Genomic DNA, 14,845 nt, shown 5'->3' with positions numbered 1-14,845 from the left:
CCTCAAGGGCCTGCAGTGCGCGTCCCTCCGCGTGCCGCTCGACTACGCCCGCCCGCACGGCGAGAAGATCACGCTCGAGCTCACCCGCGCGCGGCACACCGCGTCCAAGTCCCAGGGCGCGGTGCTGCTGAACAGGGGCGGGCCGGGCGCGCACGGGCGCGACATGCCGGCCCTCTTCAAGAGCGCGCTGCCGAAGAAGGTCGCCGCGTCCTACGACTGGATCGGGTTCGACGCGCGCGGCGTCGGCGCGAGCAAGCCGTCCCTGATCTGCGACCCGAGCTACCAGAACCCGGGGCGCGCACGTCCCGACACCATCCCCGCGAACGAGCGGGAGGAGCGCGCGTGGATGGCGCGCGCCAAGGCGTACGCGGACGACTGCGCCAAGAAGTACCGGAAGGTCCTCCCGCACATGGGCACGGCCAACTGGGCCCGCGACATGGACGAGATCCGCAAGGCCCTCGGGCAGGAGAAGCTCAACTACGTCGGCTACTCCTACGGCACCTACCTGGGCGCGGTGTACGCGACGATGTTCCCCGGACGGGTCCGCCGCATGGTCCTCGACAGCGTCGTCCGGCCGAGCGGGGTCTGGTACCAGAACAACCTCGACCAGAACGTCGCGTTCGAGAAGCGGATCCGCGCGTACTTCGCCTGGATCGCCCGCCACCACAAGACCTACAGGCTCGGGGAGTCCGAGCGGCAGGTGTCCGCCGCGTACGCCAAGGTGCGGGCGAGGCTCAAGGCCAAGCCCCTCGGCGGGAAGATCGGTCCGTCCGAGCTGGACGACATCTTCCTCGCCGACGGCTACGCCGACTACAGCTGGGCCGCGCACGCGAAGGCACTGTCCGCGTACGCCGTCAAGCGCGACGCGCGCCCGCTGCGCAAGGCGTTCCAGCCGCCGGGACGGCTCGACCAGAACAACTACGCCGTCTACAACGCCGTCCAGTGCCGCGACACGCCCTGGCCGCGCGACTGGAGCCGCTGGCACGCCGACGCCGAGCGCCTCTACCGCGACGGCTACCGTTTCGAGACCTGGAGCAACACCTGGTACAACGCGCCGTGCGCCTTCTGGCCGGTGACCGGCGGCGAGCCGCCGCGTGTGCAGGGCACGGGGTCGCTGCCGCCGATCCTGCTCGTCCATGCCAGCGAGGACGCCGCCACCCCGTACCCCGGCGCGCTGGAGACGCACCGCAGGTTCCCCACGTCCAGGCTGATCGTGCAGGCCGGAGGCCACAACCACGGCGTCACGCTGTCCGGTGACCGGTGCGTCGACCGGGCCGTCGTCGCCTACCTCGGCAGCGGCCGGGTGCCCGCGAGCCGGACCGGGCCGGACACCGAGTGCGCGGCCGGGCCCGCGCCCAAACCCGCCAAGGCCAAGAAGCGGGGCCGCGCGGAGCACGCCGCCCCGCCACGCTGAACCGCCCGCCCCGCTGAACGGCCCGCCTCCGCGGGCTCGGGACGAAGCGTTCTCCGAGCCTGCGGAGGTGCGCGGACCTCGGACGGCATAGGCTTGTGCACGTGGTTCTTTCAGTGGTGAGGGCCGAACGGCGCGGGGGCCGGTAGCCGTGCGCATGCTGGGCTCGATCCCGGTGCGCGTGCTGGACGACCGGCACCGGGCGGAGGCCCTCGCGATCCTGGACGCCGACCCGGTGTCCAACGTCTTCGTCAGCTCCCGCGTGCACGCCGCGGGGCTCGACCCGCGCCGCCTCGGCGCGCAGATGTGGGGCTACCTGCGGGACGGGCGGCTCGTCTCGCTGTGCTACTCCGGCGCCAACCTCATCCCGGTCGCGGCGGGCCCGGAGGCCGTCCGCGCGTTCGCTGAGCGGGCCCAGGCGCAGGGCCGCCGCTGCTCCTCGATCGTCGGGCCCGTCGACCCGGTCGGGGAGCTGTGGGAGATCCTCGCGCCGTACTGGGGGCCGCCGCGGGCGGTCCGCGCCGAGCAGCCGGTGATGGCGACGTCCGCCGTCCCGGCCGTGCCGGCCGACCCGCGCGTCCGCCGAGTTCGGATGGCGGAGTTCGACATCGTCTACCCCGCATGCGTGGCAATGTTCACCGAAGAGGTCGGCATCTCGCCCGACTCCGGCGACGGCGGGGTGCTCTACCGCGCCCGCGTCGCCGAGCTGATCCGCGACGGCCGCGCGTTCGCCCGCATCGAGGACGGGCGGGTCGTGTTCAAGGCCGAGATCGGCGCCGTCACCCCCCGGGCCTGCCAGGTGCAGGGCGTCTGGGTGCCGCCTGATCTGCGAGGGCAGGGCCGCGCGTCCGCCGGGATGGCCGCCGTCGTGCGGGAGGCGCTGCAGAGCGTCGCGCCGACGGTGTCGCTCTACGTGAACGACTACAACACGCGGGCGCGGGCCGTGTACCGGAGGGTCGGTTTCACCGAGCTCGGGTCGTTCATGTCGATCCTGTTTTGAACCCGTCCGTCTCCGCCAACCGACTTGTCATTGCCTGCCTGGTATGTCCCGATCTATGAATCGGGCTTCCAGGACGGGTACCATCCGGCCGTGGAATTCGCCGGGGCGTTACGGCAGGCCATCCAGGCCAGCGGTCTCACCTTGGAACGAATCCGCCACCGTCTAGGGCGGCGCGGACTCACCGTCAGTGTGGCCACGCTGAGCTACTGGCAGCGCGGCCGGAGCCGTCCCCGCTCCCGTACCGTCGTCGTCGCGCTGGAAGAGATCCTGCAGGTCCCGCCAGGGACGCTGACCGAATTGCTGGACGATCCCGCGCCCACCGCGACCCCCGTCCGCGGCGGCCTGGCGGCCGGTTCGCCGGGGCCCGGCGAGCGCGGCCGGCCGGTCCGGGACCTGTGGCCCGACCCCGAGCAGTACGCGAGCCTCATCGGGCAGCTGGACCGCTCGGGAGACCACCGGCTCGAACGGCTGAGCATCCACGACGTGTTCCGGCTGGACGAGGTCCGCCGCTCCTGGACGCTGTCGGTGCGCACCGTCCTGCGGGCGGCGGGCGACGACATCGACCGGGTGGTGTGCGTTCACCAGACGAGCGTCGTCCAGCAGCCCGGCAACAGCGGTGTCGCCGCGGGCGGAACCGGCTTCGCCGCGGGCAACGCCGGCGGCCCGGAGGTCCTGGGGAACGGCGAGCTGACCGGGCTCGCGGGAAACCCGGGGGGCTCCGGGAACTCCGGCAACCCCGGTCTCTCCGGGAACGGCGGCGGCAACGTCGCCGACCACGAGCCGGACGGCGCCGCCGGTGTCGACTCCGGCCCCGCCGCCACCGGGACGGCCGGCCTCGCCGAGGTGCGGTACTGCCGGCCCGGGCGCATCCGCGCCGAAGGCGGGCTGGTGGCGTTCGAGCTCGTCTTCGACCGCGTTCTGTCGGCCGGGGACACGGCGGTCGTCGAGTACGAGCTCGGGCCCATCGACGAGCCCGCCTACGACAGCTACGACCGGCGCTTCTCCCATCCCGTTCACGACTACGTCGCGATCATCCAGTTCGACGGTGAGCGGCTCCCGGCGCGCTGCTACGGGTTCACGGCCGAGAGCTCCCAGTCGCCGCGCCAGCGGCTCGGTGAACTGTGGATCGGCACGTCCGGCAGCGCGAACATCGCGGTCGGCGCCGTTCGACGCGGCATCGTCGGTATTGAATGGGAGTGGCATTGATCCAGCGTGCCGACTTCGACCCTGTGAACGTGTCCGCGAAATACATGACCGGGGGGCCATACGGAGCTACACTCCATGAACCCCGCGTTTCCATCGGGTGTACTCCCCGGGCCCAGGCCGGGGGAGCGACGTCAAAAGTTGCCTGTTGGCATGGCGCCACGGGGGGCTTACAGTGAGCGCTGAAGTTGCAATTGCAGTTGTCAAGGCCGTTGTGCGGGGGCCGGCCGGAGATGATCCGGAGGCCGAACAGTGCAGAGTGTCGCAGAAGACGATCTACTACAGGTCTTGCAGTACGGGCCGTTCAATGTCGCCCTGCACGCGGCGATCCAGGCCCGCGGGCTCAGCCTCGACTCGCTGCGCCGCCGCCTGGACGAGCAGGGCATCGCGGTCAGCCTGTCCACGCTGAGCTACTGGCAACGTGGCCGGACCCGGCCCGAGCGCGCCGACTCGATGCGCGCCGTCCGCGGTCTCGAGGTCATCCTCGAACTGCCACGCCATTCCCTGTTGACCCTGCTCAAGCCGACCGCCGAGCGGGCCACCGGGCCGTGGCTGCCGGTGGAGGAGCTGTGTCCCGAGCCCGGCGTCCGCGATCTGCTCGACGAGATCGGCGACCGCGGCGAGCGGCAGCTCACCGGGCTCAGCATGCACGACCAGTACCTCATCGGACGGCGCCGCGAGCTGCACGAGGTGCGCGTCCGGGCCGTGTTCCAGGCGCAGCAGCGGGGCGTCGACCGCTGGATCGCCGTCTACCACCATCCACAGGGTGTTCTACCGACGTCCAGAACGGTCCGCGGCTGCCGGTTCGGCCGCGTCCGGATGGACGAGGGCAGCGGCCTCATCGCCGCCGAGCTGCTGTTCGACCGGGCCCTCGGCCGCGGCGAGACCTACCTGCTGGAGTACGGCTTCGGGTTCGACGAGGCCAGCCCGCCGGCCAACGAGGAGGGCCGCGGGTTCCGCGCCCCGCAGCACGAGTACCTGATCGAGATCAGGTTCCACCCGTCCGCGCTCCCCGCCCGCTGCTACCGCACCTGGCGCCCGGACGGCCACACCGCGTTGAAGGATTCGGCTGACCTGCGGTTGTCCAGTTACCACAGCGTCCATTTCATCGAGTTCGGCATGGCCGCCGGTTATCACGGCATCCGCTGGGAGTGGGATTGACGCTAGTTCGCATACCGGCCGGGTTCACCACCCGGCCGGCTCGTTTTCGAGCCAGCCGGGTGCGCATTCGGTTCAGCGTCATTTAACAAGCAGGTTCAACAGCCGATCCAGTTCGGCTTCAGGGTTTTCGGTCAGGCCCGCGTGAACGGGGCCCGGCTGCACAATTGTGCTGCGCGGGGCGGTCAGCCAGCGGAACCGGGTACCGGGCGGCTCATCGGCCGCCTGGCCCGCGCGCTCGCCGCCGCAGCAGACCGCGTCCACGGCCCTGAGCGCCGCGCGGACGCCCTCGACGTTCAGCAGCGGGTCCAGGGCGAGCAGGCGCTGCTCGTCCAGGTGGGCGCGGCAGCCGAGGTAGTCGCGGGCGCGGCAGTACACCACCACGCCGACGTTCATCGCCTCGCCGCGTTCGACGCGCGGGACGATCCGCAGCGTCGCGTACTCGAAGATCGCGGGCTCGGCCGCCGTCCTGATGTTGCTCATCGGGCACCGCCCGCCCGGCCGGCGGTGTCCAGATCGGGCAGCCAGTCGCGCGGCTTGGCGGCGCGGGGCAGCAGGATGTCGACGTAGGCGTCGCGCAGGGCCTGCGGGCCGGCGAACCCGGGCTCGCCGTCCAGCCAGTGGTCGGGCACCAGGCCGGTCACCTCGCGCAGCAGCTTCTCGGTGATCCGCGGGGCGAGGTCGGCCTCGGCGGCCTCAAGACGGGTCGCGTACGGGGCGAGGACGTGGTCGCCCACGTCGTACGGGCCGGAGAACAGCCGGGTCGCGTTCTTCCAGGCGTGGTGGAAGATGAGCGTCGCGCCGTGGTCGATCAGCCACACGTCGCCGTGCCAGACCAGCATGTTCGGGTTCCGCCAGCTCCTGTCCACATTTCCGGTGAACGCGTCGAACCACAGCACGCGGGACGCGAAGTCGGGGTCGGGGCGCCAGCCGAGCGGGTCGAAGCCGAGCGAGCCGGGCAGGAAGTCGACGCCGAGGTTCCAGCCGGGGCTCGCCTTCAGCAGATCCTGCACGTCGGGGTCGGGCTCGTGGCGTCCGATCGCCGGGTCGAGGTCGATGAGCACCTGGTCGGGCACCTGGAAGCCGAGCCGGCGGGCCAGCTCGCCGGTGATCACCTCGGCGATCAGCGCCTTGCGGCCCTGCCCGGCGCCGTGGAACTTCATGACGTAGGTGCCGAGGTCGTCGGCCTCGACGACGCCCGGGAGCGACCCGCCCTCGCGCAGCGGCGTCACGTAGCGGATGGCTGTCACATGTGGCAACACATCGCAACGCTATCGGGTGAACGCGCTCGGGATAATCGAAACCATGGGCGTTGAACTGCTCGATCTGTCGGTGCCGATCGCCACCGGGATGCCGGTGTATCCGGGCGATCCGGAGGTGGCGGCCGTGCCGGCCCTGACGGTCGCCGGATCCGGTGTGAACGTCCTGCGCCTGCACATGGGGTCGCAGTCCGGAACGCATGTGGACGCCCCCTTCCACATCGACGACTCCCTTCCACGCCTGGACGAGCTCCCCCTGACCCGCTTCACCGGCCCGGCCGTGGTGATGGACGCCCGCGGCCTGCCGCCGCGCACGCCCATCGGCCCGGAGCTGCTGCCCGGCGGCCTCGCCCCGGGCGTCGTCCTGCTCATCGCGACGGGCTGGTCGGCGCACTGGGGCGGCGACGACTACCTCGCGCACCCGTATCCGTCCGCCGAGACGGCGGAGGCGATCGTCGCGGCCGGTGTCCGGACGGTCGCCATCGACGCCTTGAGCGTCGACCGAACGCCGCCGCCCGGCTCCGAGGACTTCTCCCTGGCGGCCCATCGCGTCCTGTGCGGGGCCGGTGCGGTGATCGGCGAGAACCTCACCGGGCTCGACCGCATCCTCGACGCCCAGAACGCGGGCTGCGCGATCGAGGTGTCGCTGTTCCCGATCGCTCTGGCGGGCGCGGACGGCGCCCCCGTCCGCGCCGTGGCCCGCGTCGACGACCGCGCCGTCCTCGTCTAGGCCGCGGTCTGAGCCGTCCGGGCGCGGCGGTCATGGCTCGGGCGTTCCTCGCCGCCGCCGTCCGCCCCATACTGGTGGCCGGGCGACTGGAGGGGCGGGGCGCGGTGCGGGTGACGTGGGCGACGGATCAGGGCAGCGCCGAGCGGGGGAACGAGGACTTCGTCGCCGCGGCGTCCGGGGCGGTGGTGGTGCTCGACGGGTGCGGGCTGGCGCTCGGCACCGACCTCGGATGCGCCCACGGGACCGCCTGGTACGCGCGGTCGCTCGGCACGCGGCTGCTCGCGCGGATGCTGGACGGCATCGGGCCGCCCGGCAGCCCGCCCGCCGGGCCGCCGGTCGGCCCGCCCGAGGGCGCGCACACGCCGGGACGGCGGCCGCTGGTCGCGCGCCTCGCCGGAGCGATCGCGGACGTCGCCGCCTCCCACCGAGCGACCTGCGACCTGCGCGTGCCGACGACCCCGGCCGCGACCGTCCTGGCCCTGCGTGTGCGCGGTGACGTGGTCGACTACCTGGTGCTGGCGGACTCGACGATCCTGCTGGACGGCCGCCACGGCGTCCAGGAGATCACGGGCGGCCGCCACTACGCCGCCGCCGACCCGGCCGTGGCCGAGGCCGCGATCACGGGCACCGTGCCGGTGGCCGATCTCCACCGCGTGCTCCTGATGACGGACGGCGCCACCCGGCTCGCCGCCAGGTTCGGCGCCACCGACTGGGCCGGGCTCGCCGCGCTCGCCGTCGACCCCGGCCCCGCCGCGCTGATCGAGCGGACCCGGGAGATCGAGCGCACCGACCCCGCGGCCCAGAAGTGGCCGCGCGGGAAGGTGCACGACGACGCGACCGTGGCCGTCTGCTCCTTCTAGTCCCGGCCCCTACCTAGCATCTGCTTGGTTCATCGCTAGGGTGGGCCGTGCGGGACGACGGGAGGAGGCCGTGCGATGCGGCTCGGGATCACGATGTTCGCGACCGACCTGACCATGGAGCCGCACGAGCTGGCCAGGGCGGCCGAGGAGCGCGGGTTCGCGTCCCTCTACGTCCCCGAGCACACCCACATCCCCGTGTCCCGCGCCACGCCGCCGCCGACCGGCGACCAGAGCCTGCCCGCGGAGTACGCGCGGACGCTCGACCCGCTCGTCGCCCTCGCCGCGGCCGCCGCCGTCACCGAGCGGATCACGCTCGGCACCGGCATCCTGCTGCCCGCGCAGCGCGACCCGATCGTCACCGCCAAGGCCGTCGCCACGCTCGACCGGCTCGCCCGCGGGCGGATCGCGCTCGGCATCGGCTACGGCTGGAACGCCGAAGAGGGCGCCGACCACGGCGTGCCGTGGAAGCGGCGTCGCGCGATGGTCCGCGAGCACGTCCTCGCCATGCGCGCCCTGTGGACGGACGACGAGGCGTCCTTCACGGGCGAGTTCGTGAACTTCGGGGCGTGCTGGTCGTGGCCGAAGCCGTCCGGGCGGGTGCCCGTGCTGCTCGGCGGCGCGCCGGGCCCCACGCTGTTCGCGCACATCGCCGAGTACGGCGACGGATGGCTGCCCATCGGCGGCTCCGGCATCCGCGCGGCGCTGCCCGGCCTCCGCCGGGCCTGCGAGCGGGCGGGGCGGGCGACGGTGCCCGTGATCCCGTTCGGGACGGAGCCCACCCCGCAGAAGCTCGACTACTACGCCACGCTCGGGATCGAGGAGGTCGTGCTGCGCCTGCCGTCCGCCGGGCGCGACACCGTCCTGCCGCTGCTGGACGAGTACGCCCGCGCCTACCTGTAGGGCCGGGGAGCCGGGGTCACGCGGGTCGCCGCGGTCACCGGAATCGCCGTGGTCACCGGACCATCCGGAAGCAGAAGAAGGTCGGGAACCTGAAGTACTGGCCCTTACCCGACTTCACCGCGCCCAGGATGATGAACACGTACTGCCCGAAGACCACTTCCAGGTACGGAGGGATGAGCATGACCAGGAACACCGGGTTCTCGAACGCGATCGCGAGCGGCGCGCAGATCACCGCCACCGCGAGCAAGTGGATCAGCATGGTGATCTGGTAGTTCAGCGCCTGCGCCGCGTGGTAGCGGGCGAACGGGTCGATGTTCTTCTTCACGAAGTAGATGATCAACGGCGCGAGGAAGCCGATCAGCACCATCCCGACATAGGAGAAGACCGCCCAGGTCGTCTCCTGCGGAGGCTGCTGCGGCATGGCGTACGGGACGCCCGGAGGCCCGTATCCCCAGCGAGGGTCGTACTGGCCCCCCGGCGGCGGCTGGTCGTAGGGCGGCGCCCCGCCAGGCGGCGGCTGGTCGTACGGCGGCGCGCCGGGCGGCGGCTGGTCGTAGGGCGGTGCTCCCGGAGCCTGCCCGTACGCGCCCTGATACGGCGGAGGCTGATCGGGCGGGAGATCGTCGGGAGGCGGCGGCGCTTTGTCCGTCACTGGGGGTTCCTTCGTTCTTGGGCAGGGGCACCGGGGAAGTTGCTGCAGGAACCTATTTAAACGGGGATCTCGGCCGCGGGTGCACTACGGTCACCCGATATGAAGGGCGACAAGGGCTCCGGCGGCATCGGCGACGACGAGGGATGGCGGAATCCGTATCCGCTGCCGGGCCAGGACTGGGGCGACCCGCCCGAGGCCGATCGGCAGCCCCAGATGCCCGGCGTGCCGCTGTCCAAGGACGCCCCTCCCGCGTTCCCCGCCGCAGGCGGCTTCGACGCGCGGTCGGGACGGAACGGGCTCGGGCGGTACTACCTCCTCATGGTCGCCGTCGTCGTGTTCATCGTGGCCATGGCCGCGTTCCAGATATCCGGCCTCGGCGACGACGATGACGATGGCGCCGGAGTGGCCGCGTCCGCACCGTCCCCGCCGTCCTCGCCGGAGCCGGAACCGGTCAGCACCGTCCCGCCGAAGGTGAAGGGCTGGCGGGCCGTCAGCAGCGCCAAGTACGGGCTGACCTACGACGTCTCCAAGGCGTGGCGGATCCTGCCGACCGGGACCCTCAGCGGCTTCGAGGCCCTCAAGGGCGAGAAGGGGCCGGTCATGATGAGCTCCGTGGCGCACTACCGCGACGACGTGTGCAAGGACGGCGACACCGACTACAACCGCGGCGGCGCGGGGTTCAACCAGTACGTCGACGGCACCGTGTCGCAGGTGGCGCAGCACGCGGCGAACAAGTGGGCGACGCATGCCTACAACGTCGAGGGAGCTCCCGCGCCGGTGGTCACGCTCAGCGCGCCGAAGACCGTGAAGGTGGGACGCGCCAAGGGCGTCCATGTGCGGGCCGACGTCGTCATCAAGGCCCGGGGGAAGTGCGATGCTCCGGCGGCGGTCGTCCACGTGGTGGCGGTGCCGGGCGTCGGCCCCGGCAAGACGACGGCGTTCGTCCTGATGTCGGACCAGGGCGTCCCGGACGCCATGCCGAAGGCGGAGCTGACGAAGGTCCTCGGCAGCCTGCGCCCCAGCGGCCCGGCGCCGACCGGCGCCTGAGAAGACGGCCCCGAGGAGACAGGCCTCCGAAGAGACGGGCTCCTGCGAAGTCCGGCTTCTGAAATGCGTGGATTCGACCCCGGTGTCCGGGCCATCCCGGCCCACCTCCTAGACTCGCGGTCGGTTGATCGGGAGACGTGGGGGACGTCCCCGCAAGGAGGAATGCGCCGGTGGAACGGGACCTGCTGGGGGAGGACGACGTCGCGGCACTGGCCGGGCTCGCCGAACGCGTGCGCGAGCTGGCCGGCGCCGCCGTCCTGACGGGCGCGGGCGCCGAGGAGGCCGCCGCGGTGGCCGACGAGGTCACGGCGCTGACCGCGCGCCTCACGGCGAAGCGCAGGAACGCGCCCCCGTACGCCGCGTCCGGCGACATCTGGACGGCCACCCTCGGGGAGGGGCGCCGGATCGACCGGCAGGTCGCCAACCCCGTCACCGGGCATCTCAACCCGATCGCCCCGCCCGTCGACCTGGAGGTCGGCTCGGACGGCATCGTCCGCGGCGAGTTCACCCTCGGCGCCGTCTACGAGGGTCCGCCGTCGTACGCGCACGGCGGTGTCTCGGCGATGGTGCTCGACCAGGTCCTCGGCATGGCCGCGGCCGCCACCGGGACGCCCGGGATGACCGCGACCCTGGAGCTGCGCTACCGGCGCCCCACCCCGCTCGGCGTCCCGCTGCAGGTCGAGGCGAAGGCGAGCCGCGTCGAGGGACGGAAGGTCTACGCGGCCGGGACGATCGCCGCGCCGGACGGCCGCGTCACCGTCGAGGCCAGCGCGATGTTCGTCATGCCGCGGCATTTCGTCACGTCCCAGTACTGACCGCCGTTCAGGACGTTCAGTACTCGTACACCTTGACCGCCGGGTCCTGCCCGTACCAGGACGCGATGACCGACGAGGTGCGGTCGTCGCTGAGGAAGTCGACGCGGAGCCACCCCCCGGCCTGGGTCACGCGCGTCTCGTAGCCGGGGTTGGGCGTCGCCGACACCAGCCGCACCCGGTCCTTCTCGATCGACATGGCGGCGCGCCCGCCGCGGGTGGCGTAGCTGCGCACGTTGTCCGGGGGCTTCGGAGCGGGATCGTCATCCCGCCCGGACGGCTCCGGCTCCGGCGACGGGGATGGGCCCTCGTCCTTCCCGGCGGGCGGGCTCTCCGGCCGGGACGTCGGCGAGCCGATCGACGTCGGGCCGGGCGGGCCGGACGGGCTGGAGTGGATGATCGGGCCGGCGATCGGCGGCGGCGCCGACCGCTCCGACACCGCGCCGCGCACCACGTCGCGGACCCCGAGCCAGGAGAACGTCACCGCGAGCGCGGTGACCGCGGCCCAGGGCGCAACATACGACATTGCGCGACGCATGGGCACATGGTGGCATACGGTTCCGCCATGGCGAGTGTTCTGGTGGTCGAGGACGACCCGAATGTCCGGACCGCCTTGATCAGGGAGCTCAGCGTGCGTTCGCACGTCGTGCGCAGCGTCGGCACGGCGATGGACGCGCTGCGCGAGGTGACGCAGTCGCCGCCCGACGTCGTCGTCCTCGACCTCGGGCTCCCCGACCTCGACGGCGCGGAGGTCCTGAAGATGCTCCGCGGCATCTCCGACGTGCCCGTGATCATCGCGACCGCCCGCGACGACGAGCCCGAGATCGTCCGGCTGCTGAACGCCGGCGCCGACGACTACCTCATCAAGCCGTTCTCGATCGAGCATCTCAGCGCCCGGCTCGCCGCCGTCCTGCGCAGGTCGGCGAGGTCCGGGCCGGCCGCCGAGCTGAGGGTCGGCGGCCTGCACATCGACCTGGACCGGCGGGAGGCGGCGCTGGACGGCGAGCCGCTCGAACTGACCCGCCGCGAGTTCGACCTCCTCGCCTACCTCGCCGCCCGCCCCGGACGGGTCGTGGCGCGCCGCGAGCTGCTCGCCGAGGTGTGGCGGCAGGCGTACGGCGACGACCAGACCATCGACGTCCACCTGTCGTGGCTGCGCCGCAAGCTGGGCGAGACCGCCGCCGCCCCCCGCTACCTGCACACCGTGCGGGGCGTCGGGGTCCGGCTGGCCGAGCCCGACCCGAGATCATGAGGCGCACCCTGGTCCTGGTGTCACTGGCGGTCACCTCGATGGTGGCGCTGGCGTTCCTCATCCCGCTCGCGCTGACCGTCCGGGAGATCGCCAGGGACCGCGCCCTCACCACCGCCGAGCGGCAGGCCAGCGCGCTCGGCCCCGTCCTCGTCGTCACCGAGGACCCCGCCGCGCTCGAACGCGCCGTCGCCAGCACCCAGGCGGGCGCCGCCGGGCGGATGACCGTGCACATGCCGGACGGCGGGATCGTCCCGAGGAACGCCTCCCCGGACGGCGGCGCCCGTCCCGAGCAGCTCGCCGAGGCGGGCCGCCGCGGGCGCTCCTACACCGCGAGCGTGGACGGCGGCTACGCGCTACTCCAGCCGGTGTCGCTGGACGCGGGCCGCACCGCCGTCGTCGAGGTCTACCTGCCCGACGACGACCTGTCCCGCGGCGTGGGGAAGGCGTGGCTCGTCATGACGACCGTCGCGGCCGCGCTCGTCGCCGGGTCCGTCGCCGTCGCCGACCGGCTCGGCAACCGCATGATCCGCTCCACCCGCCGGCTCGCCGAGGCCGCGGGCGCGTTCGGGGACGGCGAGATGTCGGTCCGCATCGAGCCGGACGGGCCGCCCGAGCTGGTCGAGGCCGGGCTGGCGTTCAACGCGATGGCGGACCACGTCGTCCAGCTCCTGTCGGCGGAGCGCGAGATGGCGGCCGACCTGTCGCACCGGCTCCGCACCCCGCTCGCCGCGCTCCGCCTCAACGTCGAGTCGCTCGGCGACGGCCCGGTCGTCGAGCAGACCCGCGAGGCCGTCGACCGCATCGAGCGCGAGGTCGACCAGATCATCCGGACCGTCCGCCGGCCGACCGGGCGCGGCAGCTGCGACGCGGCCAAGGTGCTGCAGGACCGGGTCGCGTTCTGGTCCGTCCTCGCCGAGGACGAGGGACGCTCCTGCGAGCTGATCGGCGCGGAGGGCCCGGCCCCGCTCCCGCTCCCCGGCACCGAGCTGGCCGCCGCCGTGGACGCGCTGCTCGGCAACGTCTTCCGGCACACGTCCGAAGGGACCGGCTTCGTCGTCACGCTCCACCAGGGCCAAGGCGTCACGGGCATCCTCGTCGCGGACGGCGGCCCCGGCATCACCGACCCCGACGCCGCACTGAAGAGGGGCAGCAGCAGCGGCGGCTCCACCGGCCTGGGCCTGGACATCGCGCGCCGCGCCGCCGAGTCGACCGGCGGCTACCTGCGCATCCACCGCAGCGTCCTCGGCGGCGCGCAGGTGCAGATGTGGTTCCGCACCAAGTGGCTCCCGCCCGTCCGCCGCTCCCGCCGCCTGGTCCGCCGCCGCCATTCCCGCACGTGAGCGGCCCTAGCTCGGCCTTAAATGCCCCTTAACACCCGCGCCGCTACCCCGACCCGGGCCTACCTTCACCGCCATGAAGCGTCGCCGCTACATCGCCGCCGCTCTCGTCGCCGTCCTGGGCCTCGCGGTCGCCGTCCTGATCGCAGTCCTCGGGTTCGCCGCGAGCGGTTACGTCCCCACCGCGCCCAGCTCGTACAGCATCATGTGATCCGCGGTCGCGCCAGGGGAGCAGGAGCGGGGTGGCCAGCAACAGCACACCCGCGACGGCGATCGCCGTCCGCGGACTCGTAAGACCGGCCAGCAACCCCCACAGCGCCATCATGGCCGCCGTGACGGCGTTGCCCGTGACCGTCCACGCAGCGAGAACTCTGGCGACCCTGTCCGTAGCGGACCGCGTGAGCCGGTGGGCGGCGAACACCGGATTGAACACCCCCACACTGGTGATCAGCCCCACCTCCACGACCATGACGAGCACGAGCCCCCAGATACCGGGACCGATGAAGGCCAGCCCGACCGGCCAGCACACCCGCAGCACCCCGCTGACCAGCATGACCTTGTGCTCCCCGAACCGCGCGACGACCGGCCCGGCCAGGCGCGACCCGACGAGCCCTCCGAGGCACGGCACCGCGAACGCCAGCCCGTACTGCCACGGCGCGAACCCGAGATCCCCGACCATCAGCACGACGAGCAGCGGCGCCGACGCCATGATCAGGGCATTCACCAGCACCGTGTTGAAGAACAGCAGACGCAGCGTCGGATGGCCCAGAACATAGCGCCACCCCTCAAGCACGCCACCACCCGGCCCGGCACCCACGACCCGCTCCGGCTTCGGCTCCGTCCCGCCGATGGCGCGGATCCCCAGCGCCGACAGCAGGTAGCTGGCCGCGTCCGCCACCACGGTCGCCACCGGCCCCAGAATCCCGATCGCGGCCCCGCCGAGCGGCGGCCCGACCACGGTCGCCGTCCAGGTGGTGGCCTCGAACCGCCCGTTCGCGGTGACCAGATCCTCCGGCCGGACGATCGCCTTCAAATAGGCGCCGCTAGCCGCCCGAAACGCGATACCCGCCGCACCCACCACAACCGAGACCACAACCAACTGCACGAAACTGAGCCACCCGAACAGGTACGCGACGGGCACGCTCATCAACGCCCCGAACCGCACCAGATCCATCGCGACCATCACCGGCCGCTTGCGGCGGAACTCCACCCACGGCCCGAACG

At 72.7% G+C, this 14,845-nt stretch carries 16 protein-coding genes; 11 read left to right on the top strand and 5 right to left on the bottom strand.

Annotated features, from left to right (window positions below):
* The 4 genes from E1264_RS28920 to E1264_RS28905 form a co-directional block, all read left to right on the top strand.
* Window positions 1–1,414: alpha/beta hydrolase (locus E1264_RS28920; RefSeq protein ID WP_132178613.1), on the top strand; the 1,414-nt coding region annotated here is incomplete at its 5' end.
* Between the two features lie 154 nt (window positions 1,415–1,568).
* Window positions 1,569–2,411: a GNAT family N-acetyltransferase gene (locus E1264_RS28915; protein WP_132178615.1), complete on the top strand. Its 843-nt coding sequence runs from the start codon at window positions 1,569–1,571 to the stop codon at window positions 2,409–2,411.
* 90 nt (window positions 2,412–2,501) lie between these two features.
* Complete coding sequence (locus tag E1264_RS28910) at window positions 2,502–3,617, top strand: helix-turn-helix transcriptional regulator (RefSeq protein ID WP_132178612.1); 1,116 nt, start codon at window positions 2,502–2,504, stop codon at window positions 3,615–3,617.
* A 249-nt stretch (window positions 3,618–3,866) separates the two neighbouring features.
* A complete protein-coding gene (locus tag E1264_RS28905; protein ID WP_132178611.1) occupies window positions 3,867–4,775 on the top strand; it encodes a hypothetical protein in 909 nt (302 codons plus the stop codon).
* A gap of 78 nt (window positions 4,776–4,853) precedes the next feature.
* On the opposite strand, the gene E1264_RS28900 is transcribed toward E1264_RS28905, so the two are convergent.
* Together E1264_RS28900 and E1264_RS28895 are read right to left on the bottom strand one after the other, a co-directional pair.
* On the bottom strand, window positions 4,854–5,255 hold the full coding sequence (locus E1264_RS28900; RefSeq protein ID WP_132178610.1) for a DUF3037 domain-containing protein: 402 nt from the start codon (window positions 5,253–5,255) through the stop codon (window positions 4,854–4,856).
* Window positions 5,252–6,034 (bottom strand): HipA family kinase, encoded by a 783-nt coding sequence (locus E1264_RS28895; protein ID WP_165964432.1) that lies wholly within the window; start codon window positions 6,032–6,034, stop codon window positions 5,252–5,254. The genes E1264_RS28900 and E1264_RS28895 overlap by 4 nt, the downstream gene beginning before the upstream one ends.
* Window positions 6,035–6,077: 43 nt before the next feature.
* Here E1264_RS28895 and E1264_RS28890 point away from each other — a divergent pair, with 43 nt between their 5' ends.
* The 3 genes from E1264_RS28890 (at window position 6,078) to E1264_RS28880 (ending at window position 8,521) form a co-directional block, all read left to right on the top strand.
* Window positions 6,078–6,761: a cyclase family protein gene (locus E1264_RS28890; protein WP_132178609.1), complete on the top strand. Its 684-nt coding sequence runs from the start codon at window positions 6,078–6,080 to the stop codon at window positions 6,759–6,761.
* Window positions 6,762–6,793: 32 nt separating this feature from the next.
* A complete protein-coding gene (locus tag E1264_RS28885; protein WP_132178608.1) occupies window positions 6,794–7,621 on the top strand; it encodes a protein phosphatase 2C domain-containing protein in 828 nt (275 codons plus the stop codon).
* A 75-nt stretch (window positions 7,622–7,696) separates the two neighbouring features.
* On the top strand, window positions 7,697–8,521 hold the full coding sequence (locus E1264_RS28880; RefSeq protein WP_132178607.1) for a TIGR03619 family F420-dependent LLM class oxidoreductase: 825 nt from the start codon (window positions 7,697–7,699) through the stop codon (window positions 8,519–8,521).
* A gap of 52 nt (window positions 8,522–8,573) precedes the next feature.
* Here E1264_RS28880 and E1264_RS28875 read toward each other — a convergent pair whose 3' ends face one another.
* Window positions 8,574–9,173, bottom strand: a complete 600-nt coding sequence (locus E1264_RS28875; protein ID WP_132178606.1) for a DUF4870 domain-containing protein — start codon at window positions 9,171–9,173, stop codon at window positions 8,574–8,576.
* A gap of 99 nt (window positions 9,174–9,272) precedes the next feature.
* On the opposite strand from E1264_RS28875, the gene E1264_RS28870 reads away from it, so the two are divergent.
* Together E1264_RS28870 and E1264_RS28865 are read left to right on the top strand one after the other, a co-directional pair.
* Entirely contained in the window at window positions 9,273–10,220 is a 948-nt protein-coding gene (locus E1264_RS28870) for a hypothetical protein (protein ID WP_132178605.1), read from the top strand.
* Window positions 10,221–10,390: 170 nt separating this feature from the next.
* On the top strand, window positions 10,391–11,035 hold the full coding sequence (locus E1264_RS28865; protein ID WP_132178604.1) for a PaaI family thioesterase: 645 nt from the start codon (window positions 10,391–10,393) through the stop codon (window positions 11,033–11,035).
* A gap of 16 nt (window positions 11,036–11,051) precedes the next feature.
* On the opposite strand, the gene E1264_RS28860 is transcribed toward E1264_RS28865, so the two are convergent.
* Entirely contained in the window at window positions 11,052–11,570 is a 519-nt protein-coding gene (locus tag E1264_RS28860; protein WP_132178603.1) for a hypothetical protein, read from the bottom strand.
* Window positions 11,571–11,597: 27 nt separating this feature from the next.
* Between E1264_RS28860 and E1264_RS28855 the strand changes: the two genes are divergently transcribed.
* The gene (locus tag E1264_RS28855) at window positions 11,598–12,284 is read left to right on the top strand and encodes a response regulator transcription factor (RefSeq protein WP_132178602.1); all 687 of its coding nucleotides are present in this window, start codon (window positions 11,598–11,600) and stop codon (window positions 12,282–12,284) included.
* Window positions 12,281–13,624, top strand: coding sequence for a HAMP domain-containing sensor histidine kinase (locus tag E1264_RS28850; protein ID WP_132178601.1), 1,344 nt, complete (start codon window positions 12,281–12,283; stop codon window positions 13,622–13,624). Before E1264_RS28855 ends, E1264_RS28850 begins: the two co-directional genes overlap by 4 nt.
* A gap of 43 nt (window positions 13,625–13,667) precedes the next feature.
* Here the strand turns inward: E1264_RS28850 and E1264_RS28845 are convergent.
* A partial coding sequence (locus E1264_RS28845) for an MFS transporter (protein ID WP_132178600.1) occupies window positions 13,668–14,845 on the bottom strand: 1,178 nt, incomplete at its 5' end.

Origin of the sequence: Actinomadura sp. KC216 (assembly GCF_004348535.1) — a bacterium.
Classification (GTDB): domain Bacteria; phylum Actinomycetota; class Actinomycetes; order Streptosporangiales; family Streptosporangiaceae; genus Spirillospora.
The sequence above is the reverse complement of the archived record's forward strand: the minus strand, read 5'-3'. Positions and strand labels throughout refer to the sequence as shown.

Bases quoted from the DNA above. Each gene is read 5' to 3' on its own strand.
- E1264_RS28915 (WP_132178615.1), top strand. From the start codon at position 1,569: ATGCTGGGCTCGATCCCGGTGCGCGTGCTGGACGACCGGCACCGGGCG.
- E1264_RS28900 (WP_132178610.1), bottom strand. From the start codon at position 5,255: ATGAGCAACATCAGGACGGCGGCCGAGCCCGCGATCTTCGAGTACGCG.
- E1264_RS28890 (WP_132178609.1), top strand. From the start codon at position 6,078: ATGGGCGTTGAACTGCTCGATCTGTCGGTGCCGATCGCCACCGGGATG.
- E1264_RS28885 (WP_132178608.1), top strand. From the start codon at position 6,794: ATGGCTCGGGCGTTCCTCGCCGCCGCCGTCCGCCCCATACTGGTGGCC.
- E1264_RS28880 (WP_132178607.1), top strand. From the start codon at position 7,697: ATGCGGCTCGGGATCACGATGTTCGCGACCGACCTGACCATGGAGCCG.
- E1264_RS28870 (WP_132178605.1), top strand. From the start codon at position 9,273: ATGAAGGGCGACAAGGGCTCCGGCGGCATCGGCGACGACGAGGGATGG.
- E1264_RS28860 (WP_132178603.1), bottom strand. From the start codon at position 11,570: ATGCGTCGCGCAATGTCGTATGTTGCGCCCTGGGCCGCGGTCACCGCG.
- E1264_RS28855 (WP_132178602.1), top strand. From the start codon at position 11,598: ATGGCGAGTGTTCTGGTGGTCGAGGACGACCCGAATGTCCGGACCGCC.
- E1264_RS28850 (WP_132178601.1), top strand. From the start codon at position 12,281: ATGAGGCGCACCCTGGTCCTGGTGTCACTGGCGGTCACCTCGATGGTG.